The organism is Tsuneonella troitsensis, from assembly GCF_001441535.1.
GTDB lineage: Bacteria > Pseudomonadota > Alphaproteobacteria > Sphingomonadales > Sphingomonadaceae > Tsuneonella > Tsuneonella troitsensis.
On the sequence record NZ_LMAU01000003.1, the window covers coordinates 531,560 to 554,394 of the forward strand.

Below are 22,835 nucleotides of genomic sequence, written 5' to 3' on the forward strand. Positions count from 1 at the left end.
AGCCTCGAACGCGAGCGCGATAGGATCGCGAGCATGCGTGCTCGAGGCATGACCGAGGACGAGATCGACAGCGTTAAGCGCAAGGAAGGCTGCCTCGCTTTCGTTGCACTACTCGTTTTAGGTGCGGTCGTGTTGGTCCTGAGCAATCTTGGATCCCATGGGGCCGACAATCGGCAACAGGGCGAGACGATCGAGGAGGCGCAGGCTGGAGAGCCGCCGGCAGAGGATTACCTGGAGGATGCAGAACCTAGTGATCTCCCTCAAGCTATCGATAGCGTGACGACTGGACCAGCCGAGCAGCCAGAAGAGCCGACCCCAGCGACGGAGCCAACGGAGCAGGTCCAGTTCATCTCTGAACCCGTCGTCCAGGCTCTACCAGACGCTCCCCAAACTGCGACAAGCGAGCCGCCGAGACCAGCCGAGTAACGAGTTGCCAGTTCAAATAGCTGGGAGGTTGACGGCGAGGGCGCGGCGGAAAGTCATAGCGTCAAAGGAAGCGCGTCTGGGCTGGACGTATGACGTCTACGGGCACCTGTTTCACGACACTGCGAAAGACGTCGATCTCATGGGCGAGATGGAGAGAGGGTTGCTGGCAGCTTAGTGCAGCTGCTGTCATCGTGTTCCTTGCCTGAAATGTTGACGACGCCAGCGGTGCCACGATTGCAATTCGACTCCGCCATGTGCATTCTCGTCTAGATTTCAGGGGGATAGTGATGGCTTTGATACGATGCGGGGAGTGTGGGCGCGAGGTTTCTGACCAGTCACCGAACTGCCCCAGTTGCGGCGCAATAGTCGATGTCACGTCGGCAATCGCGTCACCTGAGCGCCTAAGATCGATCATCTAGTCGGAAGTGACTAAGATAAATGACTAAGGGCGATTTCCGCAATTTCGGGGATATACGGTGACTGATGGAAAACCAGACGTAGTCAGCATCCTGATGAGCCAGGATGAGAATGCTATTCGAGAAATGGTTGCTGAGCTCGGCGATGTTGATTTTCTGATCAATGACAGCAGCGGTTTAATCATCACTAGTTCGTATCTGGCGGCATACCTAAGGCTCCCAGTGGCTCTAAAGGTGCTGATAAAGGCAGGTTCATCACTCGATTTCAATGCTGGTGGTGTGACAACGCGTATGCTTTGCTTGAACTCACCACGCCTGGTCGGTGCGCTTAAGGCATCAGGGATAGAACTTAGCGCTGCGGAGCTTGGCGCTCACTACATTCAAACGACATCAGATCCGTCGGCGCTATCGGATCTTGGTTCCATCGCTGCATCTGTGCTGAACGATTATGCCGACGACAGCGGTGATTTCACCGAGCGCACCAGTGATATACTTGGTGACGAGCGAGGACTGCACCTTGTTCTCGAAAGCTCATCATTCAGATCCCGCTTCTCTGGGGCTTTCGCAACTATCGAAAGTAGTGGCGGCGCGGGCGGTCCTTTGGGCACGCTTGCGGGGCAATTGGAGGGCCAAATGAGGAACATCGCTGAAGGCGTAAGTAGCGCAATTCAGCTCGGCTGTTCTGTGCAGGTCACTTACACGAAGGATGTAGAGCGCGCGTGCATCAGGCACTTCAGCGGATATCGACGAAATACACAGTGGCTGGCTAAGCGCCTGTCGTTGGCAGCTGACGAGCTATGCGAGCAGATTGCACCAGCTATGGGTTTTTACGAGGATGACGACCTATTTCGCGCGGCCATTGAGCTCGCTATCTCGCGTTACCCGATCGAAGAGTCACTTATCGGTCGGGCGGGTGCTCCACTCTCCGTCAGCGGGGCCCAGTTCGAGGCGGAAACCGCAGTAATCCTAACTAATGCGGGGTTTAGCATCAGGCGCGTTGGTGCGACTGGTGATCAAGGAGCTGATCTAATCGCGGAGAAGGACGGGCTCACCTATGCTGTCCAGTGTAAGGACTACGCAGAGGCGGTAGGTAATGCTGCCGTTCAGCAGGCGCTCGCGGCCAAGTCTTTTTATCGAACAGACTACGCCGTGGTCTGCGCTCCAGCAGGTTTTACTAAAAGTGCGAAAGCGCTTGCCGCAAGCTCAGATGTCATTCTTACGAAGCCGATCGCGCTGGGGAGTCTCGAAGCTCTGCGTTTAGCAGTAGAGTGAAGCAAACTCCATCAACAGAAAAACTGACTTATAAATTTCATGGAAAGCTCGCTCGCCCTATCGTGTTGCTGGACTTGGTCTTCTTCAACGGCATTTGCAAAGTTGAAAATCATTCCACATCTCCAAGCTATTGCTGTTCAAAGGTGAGACCGTCGATAACGAGGGCGCGACGCGGTTCTTAATGCACGCGCTGCGCCAAGCTGCCGCTTCTCTGTTCATCGAGCAGGGATGGGCGCCGAAGAAGATCCAGACCATGCTGGGGCATTCGTCCATTACCATGACCTAATGACGTCTACGGTCATCTGTTTCACGATCCGGCGAAGGGTGTGGACCTCATGGGCGAGATGGAGCGGGAGCTTTTCGCAGCGTAATTGGTGCGCCAGCCTTGGCTGACGATAGGCCGCCACACGTAGCTACCATTCCCGTCGAAGGGGCAATCGTGCAACCTCCTCAGCCAGCTTGCTGATGACTGTCTCACGTTCCCCGGCCAACGCAGAATCCAGTAGCGCAACCAGCTCACGATCGAAGGCTGCGTTGTTGATCGGGGAAGCCTGAGGCGCAATGACGAAGTTATATGGTGTGATGTATCTTACTCTCAGCGCAGCTTGCCCGACAGTGTTAACGTATGAGCCGCCGATGTAAGCGCCTCCGTCGTCATACTCCGCTCTAGTTATGTGGTGCTCGCCGTTGACCAATCCATACTCTTCAGAAACATAGCTGCGGTCTCCCGCGCGTTCCTCGATCGAATACTCACTATAGTCATAAAGTCCCGTAGGAGCCATAGCTTCAGTTTCGATATAAACAAAATTCCATTTGTAACTGGGGCCCGGCACTGCGGCTGCGCGACTGATCTTTAACTCTTCATAGTTCATCAGAGCCATGTCAGCGTCAAGTCGCTCAAATCGCTCGATCTGGAAATTCCCCCCTCGCCACCACCAGATGGGAGAGGCGTCAGCAAACTTGATCGGCTCGTTCAGGAGGCGACATAGGCGCTCAATAATGTCTTCAGGTTTATCGAACCAGCTGATCTCACGCGTGCCGGGGAAGGCTTGCATAAAGCGGTCATGGAAGAAAACGAGTGAGGTCTGGTCTCCGAAAAGGGGGCGCTTTGCTGCTGGCATGTCAACAACTTCACCATCTGTTCTGGTCTCGCCGTCAGGCTTACTGCCTGTGCCGGCAGGCTCAGGCTTACTGCCTGTGCCGGCAGGGGGATGCTGTCGAAAGTGCATCATTGCCATGCCGTCGTCGCGACCCACCGGTTCCGGCAGCCTTGGCGCAGATTTGGTCCCATTCGAGCTTGTATCACCCGGCGGAGAGCCGGCAGACTCCACGGCTGTGGCAGCGAGATCGTAGACAATTTCAGCAAGCAGCAATTGGTCGGCGTCCGATAGTGGTCCGCCATGCCCGCGGCCACCTCTCCGCTCGGAGACGAGCATACTTAGTGTTTTAAGTCGCGCAGAGCTGCTTTCGTGGCTTAAAAGAAATTGGCTTACGTGGTCCAAACCAAGCCGTAGATCATATTCTGCGCCCGGTGGAGCGGTCGGCTCAGTCAGCCTACGAGCCATCGCAGCGGCGCGCATGATGGGCTTTGGGATAGGATCAACACCATCGAAAGGCTCAAGCGACCGCCTCGTGTTGGCTGCAACTCCGAGGAAACTGTGACGTATGCCCTGGGTCATGCTTATGCTGCCCGCGGCGAACCGATGACACGGCTTGGAAGCCGCCCCCGCCAAGCCATCCTCTACCTTCTGCGAGGCGAGATCAAGGAACTGATTGGCTGAGTAGAACTCAGGCAGGTTCTGCTTGTGTAAATCAAGTTCAACCTCGAGCTGAGTCACCGGAATGACACTGGCAAAGGGCTCTTCTATGACTTGCCGTTCAAGAACCTGAAGAAGCTTGAGTTCCAAAGCGGCCTTATGTGAGAAAAAAGTTTCGAGCCATTCTGCACGGCTAACAGCATCGGTGAGAGAGCTCGGGAGCCGGACCGCAATGTCGATGTCACTTGTGGGTGTAAGCTGCTCGCCTCGAAGGTATACTAGGCTGCCGAAGGCATATACACCGTCTGCGCCGAGGGATTTCACCGCCTGTTGGCCCCAATCCGCGAGAGCCTCCAATAACTGCTCGACACTCGGCATCGAAACTCCCCTGGCAATTAAGCGTGTTTGACATGCCGTAGGCAGGGCTCGCCAGCAAGACGGGTGAGCGTAAGCGCCGGTCGATATCAACGTTCTTGTTGACGTATTTAGTAACCCAGCACGCCTAGCTAGGCTGGACGACACCCTATCGCCAAAACTCGGGTTGTTAGGCGCAGTTAGAAGTCAGGAGGGCAGCGTGGACGACGGTCGGTTACTTTCACCCTTGATCCAATCGAAACAATAAGGAACCCGTTCGACGTAGACGCGTCTACTTCGTGCTTCCGTTTGAATCATAATCTGCGGCTCTTCCGCCACAGAGCGAACAATCATCTAGGCAGTGTTATAACCGAATTAGAGGCGACAAACGCGGAGCTAGGCGCTTCGTCCCGAGCAGGCCTCGACCCTCTGTGTGCATCTCACAAGCCGGCACACCACTTTAGAAGCTGAGGAGTAAAATCGAGCGCACCGGGCCCAGCAGCAAAGGTTTCTGCGGTGACCATGCGCAATAAGACAATGTTCTTGGATGGAATCACCGCGAGCAGATTTCCGCGATACCCTCCGTGGAAAAAGACTTCCGTCGACTTGCCCGTCGTCCCCACCACCCGTCGATGCCAAGGATGACACAGTTCCGGAGTATCCAAACCGCTTGGTGTGCACATGTATTGCAACCATTCGCGCGAGATTACAGCCGCGCATTTAGGCTCCGAATGCCCGACGAACAGCGATCCAAGTGTGAGTAGGTCATCGGGTAAGGTTGAAAATGCACCATAAGTTGCCGGCGTGCCCGACCCGTCTGTGAACCACTGATGATGGCCAATGCGAAGCGGCTCACCGATAACTTGATCAAAGAACCGGTCAAAGCGGAGCCCACTCACATTCCGGACTAGGCCCGCGATGAGAGCAAATGCCTTGTTGTTGTAGCGAGCCACCAATCCCGGCGTTTCCGAGAGGGGGCTTCTAAGCGCAAGTGATACAACATCATGCGCAATCTCGAGCTCCACCGCATCGGTGGCAGCTTGAAGCCCACTTCGATGGGACAGAACATGGTCCAAAGTAATCGACGCGTGAGAACTTTCACGCCAAGTAGGAAACCAATTCGCGAGGGGTTCGTGCACCCCCTGGATCCTACCCTGGTCCACGAGCACACCAACCGTTAGGGCCGCTAGAACCTTGCCTACTGAAGCGATATAGATCGGCTGCTCAGCTGCTGGCGAGCGGCGTATCGCTTGTCGCTGGCCGTCTCGCAAAAGCAGGAGCGCGTCGCAGTCTGCTGCCAGCGCTCCCAATCCGTCAGTGAACACTGGCCGACGCGTAGTCTACGGCCGGATTCAAAGGGCCGGGAGACACGAGGGAAGATTTGGTGCGGCAAGACGCTCGAGCGCTGCCGCAGCACCCGCCATTCCAACCATGTAGTCGCATGTCACTATTTCCGGCGTTTCAGAAACAAAGATTAGGTGCCCCCCACGGACTGCGGACCGAAGCAGCATACAATCAGCAACCGCACCGGCTTCAGCCGTCCAACGCTCTCGCTCCCTTGGATCTGAGGTCGTCATGGCCAAGTCCAGCATGAAATCGATGACGCCTGCAAGACCATGACAGAGCGTGCTGTCGAGTGAGCCGCAATGTTCAATCAGTGTCTGACCAGCCGCTTCCGCAGCGGAGCGAAATCGATGTTCACCGGTGGCGTTATGTAGGCCGAGGAATGCCTTTCCAAAGCCGACGGTGCCATGGCACCAACCATGACTCACCGACAGATCGCCTAGAGCAGCTGGCCACACTTTCTGTGCAGGCCTGCCGGGTATCGAGCGACAATGATCAAGCAACTGGTTGCCCAGTTGAAAGGCCAATTCCTGTGCTTGAGACATTCCGGTCCTGGCGGCGTGAAGCGCAAGCGCAGCTGCTATGCCAGCGACTCCGTGGGCATAGCCCAGTCGCCCTTCACAGCGATCGGATGCAAGAGCCTCGACCTCCACGTTCGAGTCCTGCACAGCAGCAATAAGGCGCTTGGCAGTTGCGGTAGACGAAATTTGCAGCGCTGACGTAGCAAACAGGCTTCCGGCCAGCCCATCAAAGAAGTCCAAGCAGTCCGGCATTTTGGAACGCACGAGCGTCCAAGGTTCTCCTGTCACCTCCGCGGCGGCTCGAGCGGCGAGGTTCACGCCATCCGCGCCCATCATCAACCCCGGCCGAAGAGATGTCGGGGCGTTTGCCTGTCCCTTTAGTCCTCGAAGACCGGCGACCAACAAGCGACGTGTGCGAAGATCGCCAATACGAGTCAGGCGTCTTGCCAGATACAAAACGACACCTGCGCTGCCAATGTTGATGTAGGGCGTTGGTTGACCGAATGCATACGGTTGTCCGCTGCGCCAAGTGCATCGATCAGGTGCAGAAAATTCAGCCTGTGCGGCAAGCGTTGCAAACAGTGCCTCGCGGGCGCCGGCAATCTGCTTACGGCCACCGAGGTTTAGCGATGGCCTCAACGCATGCTGCACTGGATTAGTATCACTCCACTGCCCTCCGGCGAGGCATGCATCAATTCGCGCGGATAACCACTTCGGGCAATCGCGCCTGTGAAGCGCCAAGACTAGCCGAGGATCGATATCTTCGTCGGGTAGCTTGGAGAGGTCGAACCCGGTGCAAAGAAAAATGAGCACTCTGCCAAACGCCTGCCAATCCTCAGATCGCGACGCCACAGCGCGGGTATCTATCGTAGATCTATACCCGCGGGTTGAGGCAGATAAACGGTGGGAGCCTTCCCGAGCAGCGGTTTCCCAATCGATCAAAAAGATGCGAGCGGGCTCGTCAGATCCGACAATGATGTTGCCAGGCTTAATGTCACGGTGAACCCAGCCTCGCTTGTGAACTGAATCTATCGCGACAGAGATAGAAGAAGCTATCTGGGAAATGCACTCGAAAGAAAGTCCTCCGAGCCCAGTTTCTGCTGCATTTGCTTTCATTTTGCTCTGAATATCAAGGCCGTTGACCATTTCGAGAACAAGGAACGCCTGATCTCTCGTCTCCCAATAGTCCAGGAGCCGGGGCGCGACTGAAAGATCCGCGATAGCACCAAGCGCGTTTCGCTCCGACCGGGCTAGGCTTACTGCGGTGATCCTATCACCGTAGGGATGTGCGTTCGCGAATGCGCGTTTCACAACGCAACCTTCCCGAGTGCGTAAGTCCAAACCCGCGAAGACGGCACCTTTGTGATTTCGTGCAATCTCTCCGAATAGATAATATCGGCCGCGAGCCACGCTTGCATTACGTTCTTGGCGATCGGCGCGAAGCAGCGGCCGAACTCCGCGTGGTTTTGCTGGCTGCAGCGTGCGAACATCCGCCCTCAATTCACCATCTGGTCCGCGAAGCGCTGGCTGGGGTAGGCCGTCGACGTCCGAAGTCCACCGAGAAGCGAATGCTCCATAGCGCAAGAAGACGCAGCCTACCTTGCAAAACCGGAAATCGCCTGGAACATCAGGGGCCGGTAGGCCGACAGTGACGCGGGTGAGCGCTTGAGCCAGGCGCTGGGCGTGAATCCTGTCGCGAGGATAGACAGTAATCAGCTTTCCAACTTGGCTTAGCCCGCCGCGGCCAGAATTGATGTGCATCGCGCTCGGCAAGTCGGCGGCAACTTTGAACGCGGCGCGCTCAGCTCGAAGCAGGGGGATCGTGCGGCGCAGGAGTTCTGTGTAAGCCGGAACTGTCGCACTCAGATGCAGTTTCCACCCTTGACGCGGGGTGCGACGTGCGATCGGGTCAAACGACAGAAAACGAACGTGGCCGGACAAATAGAGTCGTCTGCGATAGCCAATCGCGGGGCGCCTCAACAGAGTCGCTAGGCAATGTTGATGACGGGAGGCATCTCGCGGCGTCGAGAGTGTCGGGACCTTCAAGAGGAGAAACTTCGACTATCTACTTCGCTGATGCCTCCCGAAAACATCATCTTCCAGAAAGAAGTGCTTTCCAAGCTTTTGAGTCGTTGACATCGGGCAATGACTTCGTCCGAATTGCATGATCGAAAATGCCCTTGTTGCTCACGCAGCAAGAGGTGATGTTCGTGGCGCAACATGTCGTAATGTCAGTAATGCCCATTTTGGACCCTAGCCCGACCTCTTGGGCGATCATGGCTGCGGCCGCCTTCTTGGAGAATCCAAATTGCACCAAGGTGTCAATCGGATTATCTGACACCGTCTCCGCAAAGTCGCGATTTTCTTTCACTTCAGTTCGTAGGTGCCGCAGGACGATTTGCGCCTGAATCGGATTCATTTTGACCGTTGGATTTGGCATGTGCACACTCCTGGCTTGCAGTTAAGCCACCGGCACTACTGTTGCTGGCGGCGTCGACGCGACCTTTTGGAGTTGGAGGTTCTAACACCTCGACTCGGAGAGTTATCACAACATGCAATGCTATAGAAGAGTCTGAAATATACAACAATTCAATACGTGAGATGTGGCTGATTTCGCATTAACTTTATCTGATCGTTAGTCTGGTATTTGGATTTAACTAATGACTAGTGCCATCGTATATCAGTTTATGGACAATTTATATGAGGGAAAGTGCGACAATCTGGGGCAGGGTCGTATCCTCCCCACCTGATGTGCTCATGATTGGTTCTTTGGCCCAAAAGCACTACGACGGCAGTGGCAACCTACTAGCGGCGAAGATCAATGTGCAGCGAAGTGCTAACCGCTCGTGCCCACAGGTTGAGTTGGACTTCGTCACCTGCTTGTGGGGAACAGGCAAAGCATCGTTGGTAAATTAGCTATGTAGACGCGTTTACGTAGACGCGTCTACGGATCAGTTCCGTTGGAATCATAATCCGCGTGTCGGGGGTTCGAGTCCCTCCTCCGCTACCAATCTTCGAAAATCGGTCCCGTCATATCCGGTCATCATCGTGATTGGCAGCGCTCGGGCGCGCGCTATGGTGTCTTCATGCCGATCGCGCCCACTTCCGACCCTGCGGTAGAGAGCCCTGAGCGGTCGAACGGGATGATCGACAGCTTCGGGCGGCGCATCACATACGTAAGAATGTCGGTTACGGATCGGTGCGATCTGCGGTGTCGATACTGCATGCCGCAAAACATGAAGTTCCTGCCCCGGCGTGAAGTCATGACCTTGGAAGAGATCGCCCGGCTCGCGGAGCTCTTCGTTGGTCGCGGGGTTCGCCGGATACGCCTGACGGGGGGCGAACCGCTTGTCAGGCGAGGGATCGTCGAGCTTGCCGAGGCCATCGGGTCGAAGGTTGGATCGGGCTTGGACGAGCTGACTCTCACGACCAATGGCACGCTGCTCGAACGGTTTGCTTCGTCGCTCCATGCTGCGGGCATGCGGCGGATCAATGTCAGTGTGGACAGCTTTTGTCCCGATCGGTTCGCGCACATCACGCGGGGCGGGGACCTTTCGGCCGTGCTGCGTGGTCTGGAGGCAGCGCGCAACGCTGGGTTGGCGATCAAGATCAACATGGTCGCTCTTGCCGGGATCAACGAAGACGAAATCGGCGAAATGGTTCGCTGGTGCGCGGGGCAAGGTCACGATCTCACCTTGATCGAGACAATGCCCCTTGGATCGATCGAAGAGGATCGGACCGACCGTTACCTACCGCTGGACCAGGTGCGCCGCTTGCTGGCGCGCGAATTCGAACTGCTGCCGTCGGTGATCAGAACCGGCGGTCCGGCGCGCTATTTCGATCTGGCCGGAAGCGGGATTCGCATCGGCTTCATCACGCCGCTCACCGACAACTTCTGCGATGGCTGCAATCGGATTCGCGTTTCCGCGACCGGGACCGTGTATGGCTGCCTGGGGCACGAGCAGAACGTGGATCTGCGCGATGCGCTGCGTAGCGGGGGGCGGGAGGAAGTCGATTCCCTGCTCGACAGGTTGCTCGCAGGAAAGCCACGCCGACATGACTTCGTAATCGGCCCGTCCGCCGCGCCGGCGGTCGATCGTCATATGAGTGTGACCGGGGGCTAGTGGGGCTGACTTGCCGGGCGTGTGCAATCAGAACCGCAGCGCCGGGACTTCCGTACCGGGCGAAGCACTCGGACTGTTCGGTGCGCATCGAATGAGCAGGTCCGATGCGATCAAAGCCGATTGCGATCCCGAATCCTGGTTGGTCACGGGGACGGCCCCGCCCTCTGTTTGGCAGGCGCGCACGAACGTCTCGCGATCTCCGGTCGCCGGAAGTGGCCCCGCTAGCGGCACATTCATCCACTCCGCCGCGCCGCTACGACCTGCCATTCCCGCTACGAGCGGGGCAAGCAACAGGCGTCCGGTCACCATGGCAGAGGTCGGATTTCCGGGGAGGCCGATCACCAGGCGTCCGCCGGATCTTGCGAGCCAGACCGGCTTGCCAGGCTTCATGGCGACTTTCGAGAAGATCGTCTCCAATCCGGGCCCGGCGAACATGGCCTGAGCGAAATCCCGATCGCCCACCGAAGCGCCGCCGGTCACCACTACGAGGTCGGCGTGGCCGAGCGCTTCGCGCGCCGCGGCTTTCAGGGTGTCCAATTCGTCCCTGAGGCGGCGAACACCGACGATCTCACCGCCCCAGTCGTCGACGAGAGCGGCGATGCCGAACGACACGCTTTCCGGAACCGCATGTGCGTTCGAATGCGCCTTGCCCGGTTCGGTGAGTTCATCGCCTGTTGCGAGGATGGCTATGCGCGGCCGGCGGACCACTTCCAGACTGGCAACGTCGGCGGCTGCTGCAGCGACCATGGCCCGCGCGCTGAGGTGTTGGCCGGAATTCAGGAGAACTTCGCCCGCACGAATATCGCTACCGACCGGGCGGATATATGCGCCGTCTTCCGGGCGCGTGGCGATAGTGGCGAGATGGCCGTCCCGCTCGACGATTTCCTGAATGACGACCCGGTCCGCTCCGGCGGGCACCGGCGCCCCGGTAAGGATCCGGACACAAGTACCCGGCAATACCGTCCCGGCAAATGCCGCACCTGGCAGCGACTCGCCAATAACGGTCAGCCTGCCCGGCAAGTCAGCGCTACGGACCGCGTAGCCATCCATCACCGACTGATCGAATCGCGGCGCGTCGAGGCGCGCTGTGACGGCGGCCGCGAGGACGCGGCCTGCCGCCTCGGCCAGAGCCACATGCTCGCTTCCCAAGGGGACCGCCAATTGCGAGACATGTCGATACGCTTCGTCGAAGGTGATCATTGCGTCACGCCTGCCAACTCCGCACGAGTGGACAAGGCGATCATTGCGCGGCCCTCGGCACGAGCAGGTCGCGGCATTGTTCGATCATCGCGACGATCCATTCCTTTCCAGCCTGGACCCGGGCAAGCTGGTGTGTGTCCTTGTGGGTCACCATCCAGAAGGTGCGGAAGATGCGTTTGTCGGGAAGGACTGGCGACAGGGTAGCGTCGGCGTTTCCAATGAAGCAAGGGAGCACGCCGATGCCCGCGCCCGCCGCAATCAGCTGGTGCTGGGCGTTGATACTGGAAGAGCGCAGCCGCGGGGTCAGTCCTGGATGGATTTCGTCCAGATAGCGAAGCTCCGGCGCATAGAGCAGGTCGGGAATGTACCCGATCAGGCTGTGTCCGGCGACAAGATCCGCCCCGCGTGCCGGTGCGCCGTGCATTTCGAGATAGTCGAGCGATGCATAAAGGCCGAGGGCGTAGTCCGACAGCTTTCCTGCGATGATAGGGCCGGCTTTGGGTCGCGACAGCATGACTGCGATGTCCGCCTCGCGCTTCGACATGCTGAGAAAGCCGCTGTTGGCGACCAGGTCGATGGTCAGTCGGGGATGCGCCTGTGCGAACTGGGGGAGGCGCCGGGCCAGAACCCAGCTGCCGAAACCCTCGGCCACGCTGATCCGCAGGGTGCCGGACAACCGAGCGCCTTGGCCATCGCCGCCATGATCGATTCCGGCAGCTTCGTGCGACATGCGCTCGACCCTGACGAGCAGGGCTTCGCCCGCCTCGGTTAGAACCTGGCCTTCGCGGGTATGTTCGAACAGGTTGGCGCCAACGGCTGCCTCCAGCCGGCGCAATCTCCGGCTGACCGTCGTGGCGTCAATCCGCAATGCGGCACCGGCGCGGCCCAGCTGGCCCGTCTGCGCGACGGCGAGGAATACCTGAAGATCGCTCCAGTCCATTGCCTGCATAAATGCAGGCCCTATCCGCACGAATATCTGTTGTCTGCAAATTTCTTGGGGCGCAAAAGGAATGGCAAACGAAAATCGGAGAGTAGTCCCATGCGCCAGGTCGACCATTTCATCGTGGGTGGAGCCGGAGGCTCGTCCAGCCGCAATCACAGCATCTGGAACCCCTCGACGGGAGAAATCCAGGCGGAGGTTGCGCTCGGCGATGCCGCGCTGCTCGACCGTGCGGTTGCGGCGGCGAAGAAGGTCCAGCCTGAGTGGGCGGTTACCAATCCCCAGCGGCGGGCGCGTATCATGTTCGCATTCAAGCAACTGGTCGAAGCGAATCGAGACGAACTCGCCCATCTATTGTCGAGCGAACACGGCAAAGTAATCGACGACGCGCAGGGAGACATCCAGCGGGGGCTCGAAGTGATCGAATACGCTTGCGGCATCCCGCAGGTGCTGAAGGGTGAGTACACCCTTGGCGCGGGTCCCGGGATCGACGTGTATTCGGCCCGCCAGCCGCTCGGCATCGGTGCCGGCATCACCCCGTTCAACTTCCCGGCGATGATCCCGATGTGGATGTTCGGCATGGCGATCGCGGCGGGCAACGCCTTCATCCTCAAGCCCAGCGAGCGCGATCCCAGCGTTCCGGTGCGTCTGGCCGAGCTGTTCCTCGAAGCAGGAGCACCCGAAGGGCTGCTGCAGGTCGTCCACGGGGACAAGGAAATGGTCGATGCGATCCTCGACCATCCCGATATCGCAGCGGTCAGCTTCGTCGGCTCATCCGACATCGCCCACTACGTCTACAAGCGCGGCGTCGCGGCGGGCAAGCGCGTGCAGGCGATGGGCGGCGCGAAGAATCACGGCATCGTGATGCCCGACGCCGATCTCGACCAGGTCGTGAACGACCTTGCCGGTGCTGCGTTCGGCTCTGCCGGCGAGCGTTGCATGGCGCTCCCCGTGGTCGTCCCGGTGGGCGAGGACACGGCGGACCGCCTGCGCGAAAAGCTGATCCCCGCGATCAACGCGCTGCGCATCGGCGTCTCGACCGACAAGGACGCGCACTACGGTCCCGTCGTCACGCCCGAGCACAAGGCGCGGGTCGAAGCGTGGATCGACACCGCCGAGAACGAAGGCGCCGAAGTCGTCATCGATGGGCGCGGCTTCACTCTCCAAGGGCATGAAAAGGGCTTCTACGTCGGCCCCACGCTGCTCGACCGCGTGACGCCCGACATGGAAAGCTACAAGGAAGAAATCTTCGGCCCCGTGCTGCAGATCGTCCGGGCGAAGGATTTCGAAGAGGCGGTGCGCCTGCCGAGCGAGCATCAGTACGGCAATGGCGTCGCAATCTTCACCCGCAACGGCCACGCCGCGCGCGAGTTTGCCAGCCGCGTCAACGTAGGCATGGTCGGCATCAACGTGCCGATCCCGGTGCCCGTCGCCTATCACTCGTTCGGTGGATGGAAGCGCAGCGCATTCGGCGACACCAACCAGTACGGCACCGAGGGGCTCAAGTTCTGGACCAAGGTCAAGACCGTCACCCAGCGCTGGCCCGACGGCGGCGTCGGCAACGATGCCAACGCTTTCGTCATTCCGACGATGGGTTGAGGGGGACCGGACCATGAAAATCGCATTCATCGGCCTCGGCAACATGGGCGGCGGGATGGCCGCGAACCTCGTCAAGGCGGGGCACTCCGTTAACGCGTTCGATCTTTCGGAAACGGCGCTTTCGGCGGCAAAGCAGAACGGCTGCGCGGCGTTCACCGACGCGCGCGAGGCGGTTCGCGGCGTGGACGCGGTGGTCACGATGCTGCCGAACGGCGCGATCGTGAAGTCGGTCTATTCCGAGAGCGTCATCGGGCATGCCCCTGCCGGTGCGATCTTGCTCGATTGCTCGACGATCGATGTTGCGACCGCGCGCGAGGTGATCGCGGCGGCGGAAGGCGGCGGCTTCGACATGGTCGACGCACCTGTCAGCGGCGGTATCGCGGCGGCGAACAGTGGTTCGCTGACCTTCATGGTCGGCGGCAGCGAAGCGGCCTTCGAACGAGCAAAGCCGATCCTCGAGGCGATGGGCAAGGCCGTGATTCACGCCGGAGCCGCCGGGAACGGTCAGGCGGCGAAGATCTGCAACAACATGCTGCTCGGCATCCACATGATCGGCACCTGCGAGGCCTTCGCGATGGCCGAGAAGCTCGGACTCGATCCGCAGACGTTCTACGACATATCGAGCGTCAGCAGCGGCCAGTGCTGGTCGATGACCAGCTATTGCCCGGTACCCGGGGTGGGACCCACGACGCCTGCGGACAACGACTACAAGGGGGGCTTTGCAGCAGGACTGATGCTGAAGGATCTGCGCCTGGCGATGGACGCCGCCGACCAGGCCGACGCAGCCGTTCCGCTCGCCCAGCGGGCGCGGGCGCTTTACGAAGACTTCGTGGGCGCCGGTAATGCCGACGTCGATTTCAGTGGGATCATACGCACCTTGTAGGTCCGCTGACTTCAGATGGACGCGAGCCCCGAGTCGCTTCAGAATACGTTTGCGCTAACCGGACAAGATGCCGAAGGCAGTTGCCGAAGCGCAGGCAGTCTGTAGATGTGAACGCTCACATCGAGGGGAGATCGATTCATGGCCATCGCACCGTCTGTCGCCACGAGTACGGATAGCCATCCGGTCGAGGGCGAGGGGACACCGATCCATGCGCCGGGCCTGAATTACTTCGTCTTCGCGCTGTTCTTCATCTTCGGCGGCATCACGTCCTTGAACGATGTGATCCTGCCCAAGCTGAAGGAGCTGTTCACGCTCAACTACACCCAGGCCATGCTGGTCCAGTTCTGCTTCTTCACGGCCTATCTCGTGATCGGCATCCCCGGTGCGCAACTGGTCAAGCGGATCGGCTACATGCGCGGCGCGGTGGTGGGCCTGCTGACGATGATGGCAGGATGCCTGCTGTTCATCCCGGCGAGCCAGACGGCGACGTATGGCCTGTTCCTGTTCGCGCTGTTCATCCTGGCGAGCGGTGTCGTGGTGGTCCAGGTGGTGACCAACCCGCTCATCAGCCTGCTCGGCCCGCAGAAGACCGTGCATAGCCGGCTGACCTTCGCACAGGCGTTCAACAGCCTGGGAACCACGATCTTCCCGATCGTGGGCGCGACCCTGATCCTCGGAAGCCTCGCCGGCGTGACGGCCGCAGAACTGTCCGGCCCCGCGCTCGACGCCTATCGCACCGCCGAAAGCCGCGCGATCGTCAGCACCTACATCGGACTCGCCGCGGCGCTGGCGGTGATTGCCGCCGTCGTGTGGATGTTCCGCAATCGCCTGCAGGGCGAAGTTCACGAGCAGAGCTCGATCTCGGGCGGGTTCCAGCTGCTGAAGCGGACCCGCTTCGGCTACGGCGCGCTGTGCATTTTCCTCTATGTCGGTGCCGAAGTCGCCATCGGTTCGCTGATCGTGAATTACCTGATGCAGGCCAACGTCATGGGCCTGGAAGAGCAGTCTGCCGGGCAAATGATCGGTTACTATTGGGGCGGCGCGCTGGTCGGCCGACTGATCGGCTCGGCGCTGCTGCGCGTGGTGAGCCCCGGCCTAGTTCTGGGGGCGGTCGCGGTCGGAGCGATCACGCTCCTGGCGATCAGCACGAACACGACTGGTCCGATTTCCGGGTACAGCCTGCTCGCCATCGGCCTGATGAACTCGATCATGTTTCCCACGATCTTCAGCCTGGCGTGCGAAAAGCTCGGCGCACGGGCCGCGGACGGATCGGGCATCATCAACATCGCGATCTTCGGCGGCGCGGTGATCCCGCTCCTCACCGGGATGGTCGCCGATGCCAGCGGCAGCTTGGCCACCGCGATGATCCTCCCGGCGATCTGCTATGCCATCATCGCGGGCTTCGGCTGGTATGCGAGACGGCCTGCCTGACGCGATGTCGGCGACGAAGGATTGCATTACCGTCACGGTCGAATTGTGCGGTCGGCTGGCGGACGCCGGCGACCCATTCGTTTCGGTCGCAATCCCCGCTGCGGGGTGCACTGCAGCTGAGCTGCTTGCATGCGTGGCGCATGATTGCCCGGCGCTTAAGGATGATATCGACCTGGGACGAGTGAAGGTCTGCATCACCGATGCGGTGGTTTCCGCGGAGGCGCGGCTCTTGCCGCATGACCGGATCGCCCTGTTTCCTCCGGTGTCGGGTGGATGAGCGTCGACGTCCGACTGTCGCTGGAGCCGATCGACCCCATGCAATTGCTGGGGCAGTTCACCCGCTTGCTTGAAGAGGAGGGCGCGGTGGTCAGCTTTTCCGGCCACGCGCGGCGGACGGCAGCCGATGGCACGGCCCTCGAGTCGTTGGTGCTCGAAAGTCATCGCGGAGCCACTCTGCGATCGATGGAAACGATCGCCGCCAGTGCGACTTCACGATTCGCAATCACCCGCGCGATGGTCGTCCACCGCGCCGGGCATATTGCACCGGGGGAAGCGATCGTTTTCGTCGCCACGGCATCGGCCCACCGCCGCGCAGCATTCGAGGCGGCCGATTACCTGATGGACCGGCTCAAGACCGAGGCGGTCTTCTGGAAGCGCGAAGAAACCGCGCTCGGCAGCCGATGGATCGAACCGGTCGAAGCGGACCATGCCGATGCCGCGCGATGGGCACCGCCCAGGGACTAGGCAGCCCTACTCCTGGCCGAAGTTGCCGAGAGGTATCCTGCGGACCTCGTCCAGAACCCGCGCGCTCCACTCCGGACGGCAGACCAGCAGGTCCGGCATGTAGGTGTCGGCGCGGTTGTAAACGAGCGGACTGCCGTCCACCCGCGAACAGTGCAGGCCGTGCGCGCGGGCGACGGCGACGGGGGCGCAGCTGTCCCATTCGTACTGTCCGCCGGTGTGCAGGTAGATTTCCGCTTCGCCACGAACGACGGCCATCGCCTTTGCGCCCGCGCTGCCCATGGGAACCAGCTCTCCACCGATCGCTTCGCAAACGGCCACAGCTTCGCGGGCGGGGCGGGTTCGACTGACCACCATTCGCGGTCGTTCGGCTCCTTGCGCCAACGGCTGCGGCCGGTCGGTGCGCAGCACCATGCCGAGTCCAGGAAGCGCCACCGCCCCGACTTCGGCCAGACCGCCGACCGCCAACGCGACATGAACCGCCCAGTCCGTGCGGCCCTCGCCGTATTCGCGCGTCCCGTCGACGGGATCGACGATCCACACACGCTCCTTGTTCAGGCGAAGCGGGTTGTCCTTTTCCTCCTCCGACAGAAGTCCGTCGTCCGGTCGCAATTCGCGCAAGGCTGCGACCAGCACCGCATTCGCCTCGGCATCACCCGCACGTCCGAGATCCTTGCCGTGGTGGCGACCACTCTCGCGCACTTCGAGCAGAATGCGCCCCGCGTCGGCGGCCAGGTGCGCGGCGAGTTCGGCGTCGTTCATCGCAGCGGAAGGAGCTTGCGAATGATCGCTTCGGCGGCATCGTCGGCGCTCATTTCGACGGTGTTGACGACGATGTCCGGGTTTTCCGGCGCCTCGTACGGACTGTCGATCCCGGTGAAGTTCTTGAGCTGTCCGGCGCGCGCCTTCTTGTACAATCCCTTCACGTCGCGCGCCTCGGCGACTTCGAGCGGGGTGTCGACGAAAATTTCGACGAACTCGCCTTCGGGCAGCATGTCGCGCACCATCTGGCGCTCGGCGCGAAACGGGCTGATGAAGGCGGTGAGGACGATGAGGCCCGCGTCGGCCATCAGCTTTGCGACTTCGCCGATGCGGCGGATGTTCTCGATGCGGTCCGCTCCGGTGAACCCGAGATCCTTGTTCAGCCCGTGGCGCACGTTGTCGCCGTCGAGCAGGAAGGTGTGACGGTTCATCAGGTTGAGCCGCTTTTCCACCGCGTCCGCGATGGTCGACTTGCCCGATCCGGACAGGCCGGTGAACCACAGCACCAGCGGCTTCTGGTTCTTCAGCGCGGCGTGATCCTCTCGCGTGACGCTCGTCGCCTGCCAGTGCACGTTCTGCGCGCGGCGCAAGCTGAAGTGGAGCATGCCTGCTCCGACCGTGCGGTTGGTGAGCTTGTCGATCAGGATGAACCCGCCGAGCGAGCGATTGTCCGCATAGGCCTCGAACACGATGGGTTTGTCGGTGGTGATCTCGGCCACGCCGATCGCATTGAGATTGAGCGTCTTGGCGGCGAGATGCTCCAGCGTGTTGACGTTGATCTCGTACTTCGGCTCCGCGACGGTGGCGGTGACCGTTTGGCTTGCAAGCTTGAGCCAGTAGCCACGTCCCGGCAACAGAGCTTCGTCGTCGAGCCAGACCAGCGTCGCTTCGAACTGGTCAGAGACTTCGGGCGGCGCGTCGGCAGCCGCGATCACGTTCCCGCGCGAGCAGTCGATCTCGTCGTCCAGCGTCAGCGTGACCGACTGGCCAGCCTGCGCCTGAGCCAGGTCACCTCCGAAGGCTACGACCGACTTGACCGTGCTCGTCCTGCCCGACGGCAGCACGCGCACCGCGTCGCCGGGTTTCACGGTCCCGCTGGCGATCAATCCGGCGAACCCGCGAAAGTCCAGGTTCGGGCGGTTGACCCATTGCACCGGCATTCGAAACGGCTTCTCGGCGTCGTTAGCCGCATTCACCTCGACATTTTCGAGATGCTCGATGAGCGGCGGTCCGTCGTACCACGGCGTATTGTCCGAGCGCGCGGTAATGTTGTCGCCCTTGAAGCCCGAGATCGGAATGGCCGTAAAACGCTCGATCCCGATGCTCTCGGCGAAAGCGGCATAGTCGGCCACTATCGCATCGTATGTGGCCTGGTCGAAGCCGACGAGGTCCATCTTGTTCACCGCCAGCACGAGATTGCGGATGCCGAGCTGGTGGCAGAGGAAACTGTGTCGCCGCGTCTGGACCAGCACGCCCTTGCGCGCGTCGACGAGGATCACCGCCAGGTCGGCCGTGCTTGCGCCGGTGACCATGTTGCGCGTGTACTGTTCGTGGCCCGGGCAATCGGCGACGATGAACTTGCGTTTCTCGGTCGCGAAAAAGCGATAGGCGACGTCGATCGTGATGCCCTGTTCACGCTCCGCGGCGAGGCCGTCGACGAGGAGGGCGAAGTCGATCTCCTGTCCCTGCGTGCCGACCCGCTTGCTGTCGCTTTCTAGCGCGGAGAGCTGGTCCTCGAAGATCATCCTGCTGTCGTAGAGCAGCCGGCCGATCAGCGTCGATTTGCCGTCGTCCACGCTGCCGCAGGTGATGAAGCGCAGCATGGTCTTGGCTTGGTGCGCCGAGAGGTAGGCGTCTATGTCCTCGGCGATCAGCGCGTCGGTGCGGAAAGTCGGATCGGCGGGCATCAGAAATAGCCCTCCTGCTTCTTCTTCTCCATCGAGGCATCGCCGCCGTCACGATCGATGACGCGGCCTTGGCGCTCGGACGTCGTGGTCAGCAGCATTTCCTGCACGACGTCGGCCAAGGTCGCGGCTTCGCTCTCGACCGCACCGGTCAGCGGAAAACACCCGAGGGTGCGGAAGCGGATCGACCGCTCGGTGATTTCGGGGCGGTAACCGAGCACGCTTTCGAGCCGGTCGATATCGTCGGCCATGAACAGCCCGCCGTCGAGTTCGTAGGTTGGGCGCGGGGCCGAAAAGTACAGCGGCACGATCTCGATGCCTTCGGCCATGATGTATTGCCAGATGTCGAGCTCGGTCCAGTTCGACAGCGGAAACACCCGAATGCTCTCGCCCTTCCTGATCCGCGCGTTGTAAAGGTTCCACAATTCGGGCCGCTGGTTCTTCGGGTCCCAGCCATGGCTGGCGGTGCGGAAGCTGAAGATGCGTTCCTTCGCGCGGCTTTTCTCCTCGTCCCGCCGCGCGCCGCCGAACGCCGCATCGAAACCGTAGTGATCGAGCGCCTGCTTGAGACCTTCGGTCTTCCACATGTCGGTATGCAAAGGCCCGTGGTCGAACGGATTGATACCTTTTGCCTCGGCTTCGGGATTGCGATGGACCAGCAGTTCCATGCCCGCGTCGCGCGCGCTCTTCTCGCGCAGCTCGTACATCGCCTTGAATTTCCACGTGGTATCGACGTGAAGGAGCGGGAAAGGCGGGGGCGCGGGATGGAAGGCCTTCTTGGCGAGGTGCAGCATGACTGCGCTGTCCTTGCCGATCGAGTAGAGCATCACCGGCCTGTCAGCCTCGGCCACCACCTCACGCATGATGTGGATGCTTTCGGCCTCGAGCCGCTCGAGATGGGTCAACGTCGAAGGCATGAATAAGGGTCTGGTCTCTCGCAGCAGTTGCGGGCGCCAGTGGCATAGCCCGCGCGTCGGTTCGATGGCAAAAGGGCTTTGCGGCCTTAAAGTTTGCCGTCTCCAGTGGCGTTTGGCTCCGCACGCTCACTCAGCAGTCCGAGCCTTTGGGTCACAACCGGCTGCGCGAGCAAATCCCCAATCGGTGCATTGTGTCGACGTCGCCAGTTCGGGTGCAGTGCCGTGGTGCCGGGAAGGTTAGGCTGTTCGATGTCTCCCAAAAGGTCTTCCATCGGAATAATGGCGAGTGGCGAGGGCGTAGCGGCCACGTGGGCGATCGCGGCATCAATCGCAGCTTCGGGCGTTTCGGGCGCCGGTCGCGGGGCGCCCCGACCGATGGTGGACCACAACAGGCCCCGGTCCCAGTCGCGATCGGCTTCGACTGCGGAGCGCTCGATTCCCGGTGGCAGGCGGCCGCAATCCTCTGCCCAGTCGATGTCGCGTCCGCTCCACCAGCCGGCGACCGTGGCCGTATCATGGGTCCCGGTCATCGCGACGGAGTCCGACGCGTAATCTGGAGAGCCGATGAAGCCATGGTCGTACGCGCGCTGGAACCACAGCACTTCCATGCCGAGCAGGCCGCGCCGTGCGACCGCCTCGGCAAATCCGTGGGGACTGGTGCCCAGGTTCTCGACGATCACGATTGCATCAGCCCGGCCGGCTTCCAACGCCAGCAACCCCAACAGATCCTCGAAGGGATAGCCGAGGTATGCCCCATCGGTGGCTCCGCCACCGTCGGGGATGACCCACAGCCGCTCAAGACCGAAAGCATGGTCGACCCGCAGGCCGCCGCCAGCTGCAAAGCCGGCGCGGAGCATCTCGATGAAGGGCGCATAGCCCGCACGTCGAAGCCCGGCAGGCGAGAAGGTGCTGAGGCACCAGTTCTGCCCCAGCGGGCCGAGCGGGTCCGGGGGAGCGCCCACGGTCAGCCCCTCCAGCATCGTGTCGCTCAGCGACCAGCAGTCGCTACCGTTGGGATCGACGCCCACTGCCAGATCGGCGATCAGGCCCAAGCTCATCCCCCCTTCGCGCGCGGCAGACTGGCTGGCCGCGAGACCCGAGCGGGCGAGCCACTGGACGAACAGATGGAACTCGATCTCGTCCGCGTTCTCGCGTGCAAACTGGGCAACGAGCGGTTTCGCAGGATCGCGGTACCCGCTCGGCCAGTTCCGCCATCCGCGCGCTCCGCGGGGGGCGAAGTGGCAGTAGAGCGCGTCGAATAACGCGTGGCGGCGCAGGTCGGATTCGTCGTTCGCCGGATCTGCCGCAATCCGTGCGCGGGTCTGCTGGTCGAGGCTTGCGAATGCCATGCGCAGCTGCGCGAAATGCGCGGGAAGGGCATCCTGCCAGTCGATAAGTGGTGCACACTTGGCCTGAGGCAGGGGCGGGAGGCCGGCGAGCGCCGGATCGCCCATCGCTCCGTTCAGGAATATCCGGCTCGAAGGCGAATAGGGGCTGAAATCGCGCCCCTCGCCGGGAAAGAGGGCATGGACAGGATTGATCGCCAAGGCTGCTGCACCCCTGCCGGCAAATGCGCGTGCGGCCGCAGCAAGTTCCGCGAAGGTGCCGAAAGCACTCGATCGATCACCCCGTAGCGCAGGTATCTGGATTGCCGCCGCCCACTTGCGGGCCGATGCAGGCAGGCTGGGCGCGCGTTGGGGCGCGACCGCCAGCCGGGTCGCCTGGCCGTCGATCGAGAGGTCGTAATAACCGGGCCGATCGGGGGCCAGGAACCCTGCCCCGTCGACGATCAGCCCCAACGTCGCCCCGTCTTCACCGGTTGCCTCGGCCCGGACCGGCACGAACGGCAACTCGAAACGCTTGCCCGCGTCCGCCACGATGAGCGACGGAAGGCCCTGTTCTACTGTCGCGCGGTCCATCCCCAGCCGAGCGAGAATCGCTTCGAGCGTCTCATCCGGCACAACGCGCTCGCGACCGGTGACATCGCGCCAGTGTCGGGCGAGACCGGCGGCGGCGGCTAACTGGTGAAGCGGGTCGATAGGGTCCTCGTGGGCATGGGGGTCGCGACAAAGCGGATCCTGCATCATCGCTCGATGTCCCGCTGGCAAGTGTTCTTGATGCAGTGCAGCATGCTGCAATCGTATGCGAGTCGACTTTGCTCCCGCGGTCGGCCAACGCTGGGCGGCCGATCGGTCCGGTCGGGACGGATGCGCATTCTCAAACCAGGGTTCGCAACTGCGATCC

At 61.1% G+C, this 22,835-nt stretch carries 19 protein-coding genes; 9 read left to right on the forward strand and 10 right to left on the reverse strand.

Annotated features, from left to right (window positions below; translation table 11 throughout):
* Positions 1–33: 33 nt before the first annotated feature.
* The 3 genes from AR323_RS09335 to AR323_RS14975 all read left to right on the forward strand — a co-directional run bounded on the left by AR323_RS09335 (position 34) and on the right by AR323_RS14975 (position 2,400).
* A complete protein-coding gene (locus AR323_RS09335) occupies positions 34–426 on the forward strand; it encodes a hypothetical protein (protein ID WP_152980323.1) in 393 nt (130 codons plus the stop codon).
* 476 nt (positions 427–902) lie between these two features.
* Complete coding sequence (locus AR323_RS09340) at positions 903–2,114, forward strand: restriction endonuclease (protein WP_057883659.1); 1,212 nt, start codon at positions 903–905, stop codon at positions 2,112–2,114.
* Between the two features lie 130 nt (positions 2,115–2,244).
* Entirely contained in the window at positions 2,245–2,400 is a 156-nt protein-coding gene (locus AR323_RS14975; RefSeq protein ID WP_083495328.1) for a tyrosine-type recombinase/integrase, read from the forward strand.
* Between the two features lie 127 nt (positions 2,401–2,527).
* Here AR323_RS14975 and AR323_RS09345 read toward each other — a convergent pair whose 3' ends face one another.
* From AR323_RS09345 to AR323_RS14660, 4 genes are all read right to left on the reverse strand, one after another.
* Entirely contained in the window at positions 2,528–4,249 is a 1,722-nt protein-coding gene (locus tag AR323_RS09345) for a nucleotidyltransferase family protein (RefSeq protein ID WP_057883660.1), read from the reverse strand.
* A gap of 416 nt (positions 4,250–4,665) precedes the next feature.
* Positions 4,666–5,550, reverse strand: coding sequence for a serine hydrolase domain-containing protein (locus tag AR323_RS14435; RefSeq protein WP_083495329.1), 885 nt, complete (start codon positions 5,548–5,550; stop codon positions 4,666–4,668).
* Positions 5,551–5,577: 27 nt separating this feature from the next.
* Positions 5,578–8,136 (reverse strand): class III lanthionine synthetase LanKC N-terminal domain-containing protein, encoded by a 2,559-nt coding sequence (locus AR323_RS14440; RefSeq protein ID WP_456119701.1) that lies wholly within the window; start codon positions 8,134–8,136, stop codon positions 5,578–5,580.
* A 46-nt stretch (positions 8,137–8,182) separates the two neighbouring features.
* Positions 8,183–8,509 (reverse strand): hypothetical protein, encoded by a 327-nt coding sequence (locus tag AR323_RS14660; protein ID WP_161808733.1) that lies wholly within the window; start codon positions 8,507–8,509, stop codon positions 8,183–8,185.
* Positions 8,510–9,233: 724 nt separating this feature from the next.
* Here AR323_RS14660 and moaA point away from each other — a divergent pair.
* On the forward strand, positions 9,234–10,214 hold the full coding sequence (gene moaA / locus AR323_RS09355) for a GTP 3',8-cyclase MoaA (RefSeq protein WP_083495331.1): 981 nt from the start codon (positions 9,234–9,236) through the stop codon (positions 10,212–10,214).
* Positions 10,215–10,241: 27 nt separating this feature from the next.
* On the opposite strand, the gene AR323_RS09360 is transcribed toward moaA, so the two are convergent.
* Both AR323_RS09360 and AR323_RS09365 read right to left on the reverse strand, forming a co-directional pair.
* The gene (locus AR323_RS09360; protein ID WP_057883663.1) at positions 10,242–11,414 is read right to left on the reverse strand and encodes a molybdopterin molybdotransferase MoeA; all 1,173 of its coding nucleotides are present in this window, start codon (positions 11,412–11,414) and stop codon (positions 10,242–10,244) included.
* A 40-nt stretch (positions 11,415–11,454) separates the two neighbouring features.
* The gene (locus AR323_RS09365) at positions 11,455–12,354 is read right to left on the reverse strand and encodes a LysR family transcriptional regulator (RefSeq protein WP_321164542.1); all 900 of its coding nucleotides are present in this window, start codon (positions 12,352–12,354) and stop codon (positions 11,455–11,457) included.
* A gap of 99 nt (positions 12,355–12,453) precedes the next feature.
* On the opposite strand from AR323_RS09365, the gene AR323_RS09370 reads away from it, so the two are divergent.
* The 5 genes from AR323_RS09370 (at position 12,454) to AR323_RS09390 (ending at position 17,011) form a co-directional block, all read left to right on the forward strand.
* Positions 12,454–13,953, forward strand: a complete 1,500-nt coding sequence (locus tag AR323_RS09370) for a CoA-acylating methylmalonate-semialdehyde dehydrogenase (RefSeq protein WP_057883665.1) — start codon at positions 12,454–12,456, stop codon at positions 13,951–13,953.
* Between the two features lie 13 nt (positions 13,954–13,966).
* Positions 13,967–14,836, forward strand: a complete 870-nt coding sequence (gene mmsB / locus AR323_RS09375) for a 3-hydroxyisobutyrate dehydrogenase (protein WP_057883666.1) — start codon at positions 13,967–13,969, stop codon at positions 14,834–14,836.
* Between the two features lie 138 nt (positions 14,837–14,974).
* Complete coding sequence (locus tag AR323_RS09380) at positions 14,975–16,267, forward strand: sugar MFS transporter (protein WP_057883667.1); 1,293 nt, start codon at positions 14,975–14,977, stop codon at positions 16,265–16,267.
* Between the two features lie 4 nt (positions 16,268–16,271).
* The gene (locus tag AR323_RS09385; protein WP_161808734.1) at positions 16,272–16,544 is read left to right on the forward strand and encodes a MoaD/ThiS family protein; all 273 of its coding nucleotides are present in this window, start codon (positions 16,272–16,274) and stop codon (positions 16,542–16,544) included.
* On the forward strand, positions 16,541–17,011 hold the full coding sequence (locus AR323_RS09390; RefSeq protein ID WP_057883669.1) for a molybdenum cofactor biosynthesis protein MoaE: 471 nt from the start codon (positions 16,541–16,543) through the stop codon (positions 17,009–17,011). Before AR323_RS09385 ends, AR323_RS09390 begins: the two co-directional genes overlap by 4 nt.
* Positions 17,012–17,017: 6 nt before the next feature.
* Here AR323_RS09390 and AR323_RS09395 read toward each other — a convergent pair whose 3' ends face one another.
* From AR323_RS09395 to malQ, 4 genes are all read right to left on the reverse strand, one after another.
* Complete coding sequence (locus tag AR323_RS09395; protein ID WP_057883670.1) at positions 17,018–17,770, reverse strand: 3'(2'),5'-bisphosphate nucleotidase CysQ; 753 nt, start codon at positions 17,768–17,770, stop codon at positions 17,018–17,020.
* Positions 17,767–19,677, reverse strand: coding sequence for a sulfate adenylyltransferase subunit CysN (gene cysN / locus AR323_RS09400; protein ID WP_057883671.1), 1,911 nt, complete (start codon positions 19,675–19,677; stop codon positions 17,767–17,769). The genes AR323_RS09395 and cysN overlap by 4 nt, the downstream gene beginning before the upstream one ends.
* Positions 19,677–20,591 carry a sulfate adenylyltransferase subunit CysD gene (gene cysD, locus AR323_RS09405; protein ID WP_057883672.1) on the reverse strand — a complete coding sequence of 305 codons (915 nt, stop codon included), beginning with the start codon at positions 20,589–20,591 and terminating at the stop codon, positions 19,677–19,679. The genes cysN and cysD overlap by 1 nt, the downstream gene beginning before the upstream one ends.
* 86 nt (positions 20,592–20,677) lie before the next feature.
* Positions 20,678–22,678 carry a 4-alpha-glucanotransferase gene (gene malQ / locus AR323_RS09410; RefSeq protein WP_235510523.1) on the reverse strand — a complete coding sequence of 667 codons (2,001 nt, stop codon included), beginning with the start codon at positions 22,676–22,678 and terminating at the stop codon, positions 20,678–20,680.
* Positions 22,679–22,835 lie beyond the last annotated feature (157 nt).

Bases quoted from the DNA above. Each gene is read 5' to 3' on its own strand.
- AR323_RS09335 (WP_152980323.1), top strand. From the start codon at position 34: ATGCGTGCTCGAGGCATGACCGAGGACGAGATCGACAGCGTTAAGCGC.
- AR323_RS09345 (WP_057883660.1), bottom strand. From the start codon at position 4,249: ATGCCGAGTGTCGAGCAGTTATTGGAGGCTCTCGCGGATTGGGGCCAA.
- AR323_RS14660 (WP_161808733.1), bottom strand. From the start codon at position 8,509: ATGAATCCGATTCAGGCGCAAATCGTCCTGCGGCACCTACGAACTGAA.
- moaA (WP_083495331.1), top strand. From the start codon at position 9,234: ATGATCGACAGCTTCGGGCGGCGCATCACATACGTAAGAATGTCGGTT.
- AR323_RS09360 (WP_057883663.1), bottom strand. From the start codon at position 11,414: ATGATCACCTTCGACGAAGCGTATCGACATGTCTCGCAATTGGCGGTC.
- AR323_RS09365 (WP_321164542.1), bottom strand. From the start codon at position 12,354: ATGGACTGGAGCGATCTTCAGGTATTCCTCGCCGTCGCGCAGACGGGC.
- AR323_RS09370 (WP_057883665.1), top strand. From the start codon at position 12,454: ATGCGCCAGGTCGACCATTTCATCGTGGGTGGAGCCGGAGGCTCGTCC.
- mmsB (WP_057883666.1), top strand. From the start codon at position 13,967: ATGAAAATCGCATTCATCGGCCTCGGCAACATGGGCGGCGGGATGGCC.
- AR323_RS09380 (WP_057883667.1), top strand. From the start codon at position 14,975: ATGGCCATCGCACCGTCTGTCGCCACGAGTACGGATAGCCATCCGGTC.
- AR323_RS09385 (WP_161808734.1), top strand. From the start codon at position 16,272: ATGTCGGCGACGAAGGATTGCATTACCGTCACGGTCGAATTGTGCGGT.
- AR323_RS09390 (WP_057883669.1), top strand. From the start codon at position 16,541: ATGAGCGTCGACGTCCGACTGTCGCTGGAGCCGATCGACCCCATGCAA.
- AR323_RS09395 (WP_057883670.1), bottom strand. From the start codon at position 17,770: ATGAACGACGCCGAACTCGCCGCGCACCTGGCCGCCGACGCGGGGCGC.
- cysN (WP_057883671.1), bottom strand. From the start codon at position 19,677: ATGCCCGCCGATCCGACTTTCCGCACCGACGCGCTGATCGCCGAGGAC.
- cysD (WP_057883672.1), bottom strand. From the start codon at position 20,591: ATGCCTTCGACGTTGACCCATCTCGAGCGGCTCGAGGCCGAAAGCATC.
- malQ (WP_235510523.1), bottom strand. From the start codon at position 22,678: ATGATGCAGGATCCGCTTTGTCGCGACCCCCATGCCCACGAGGACCCT.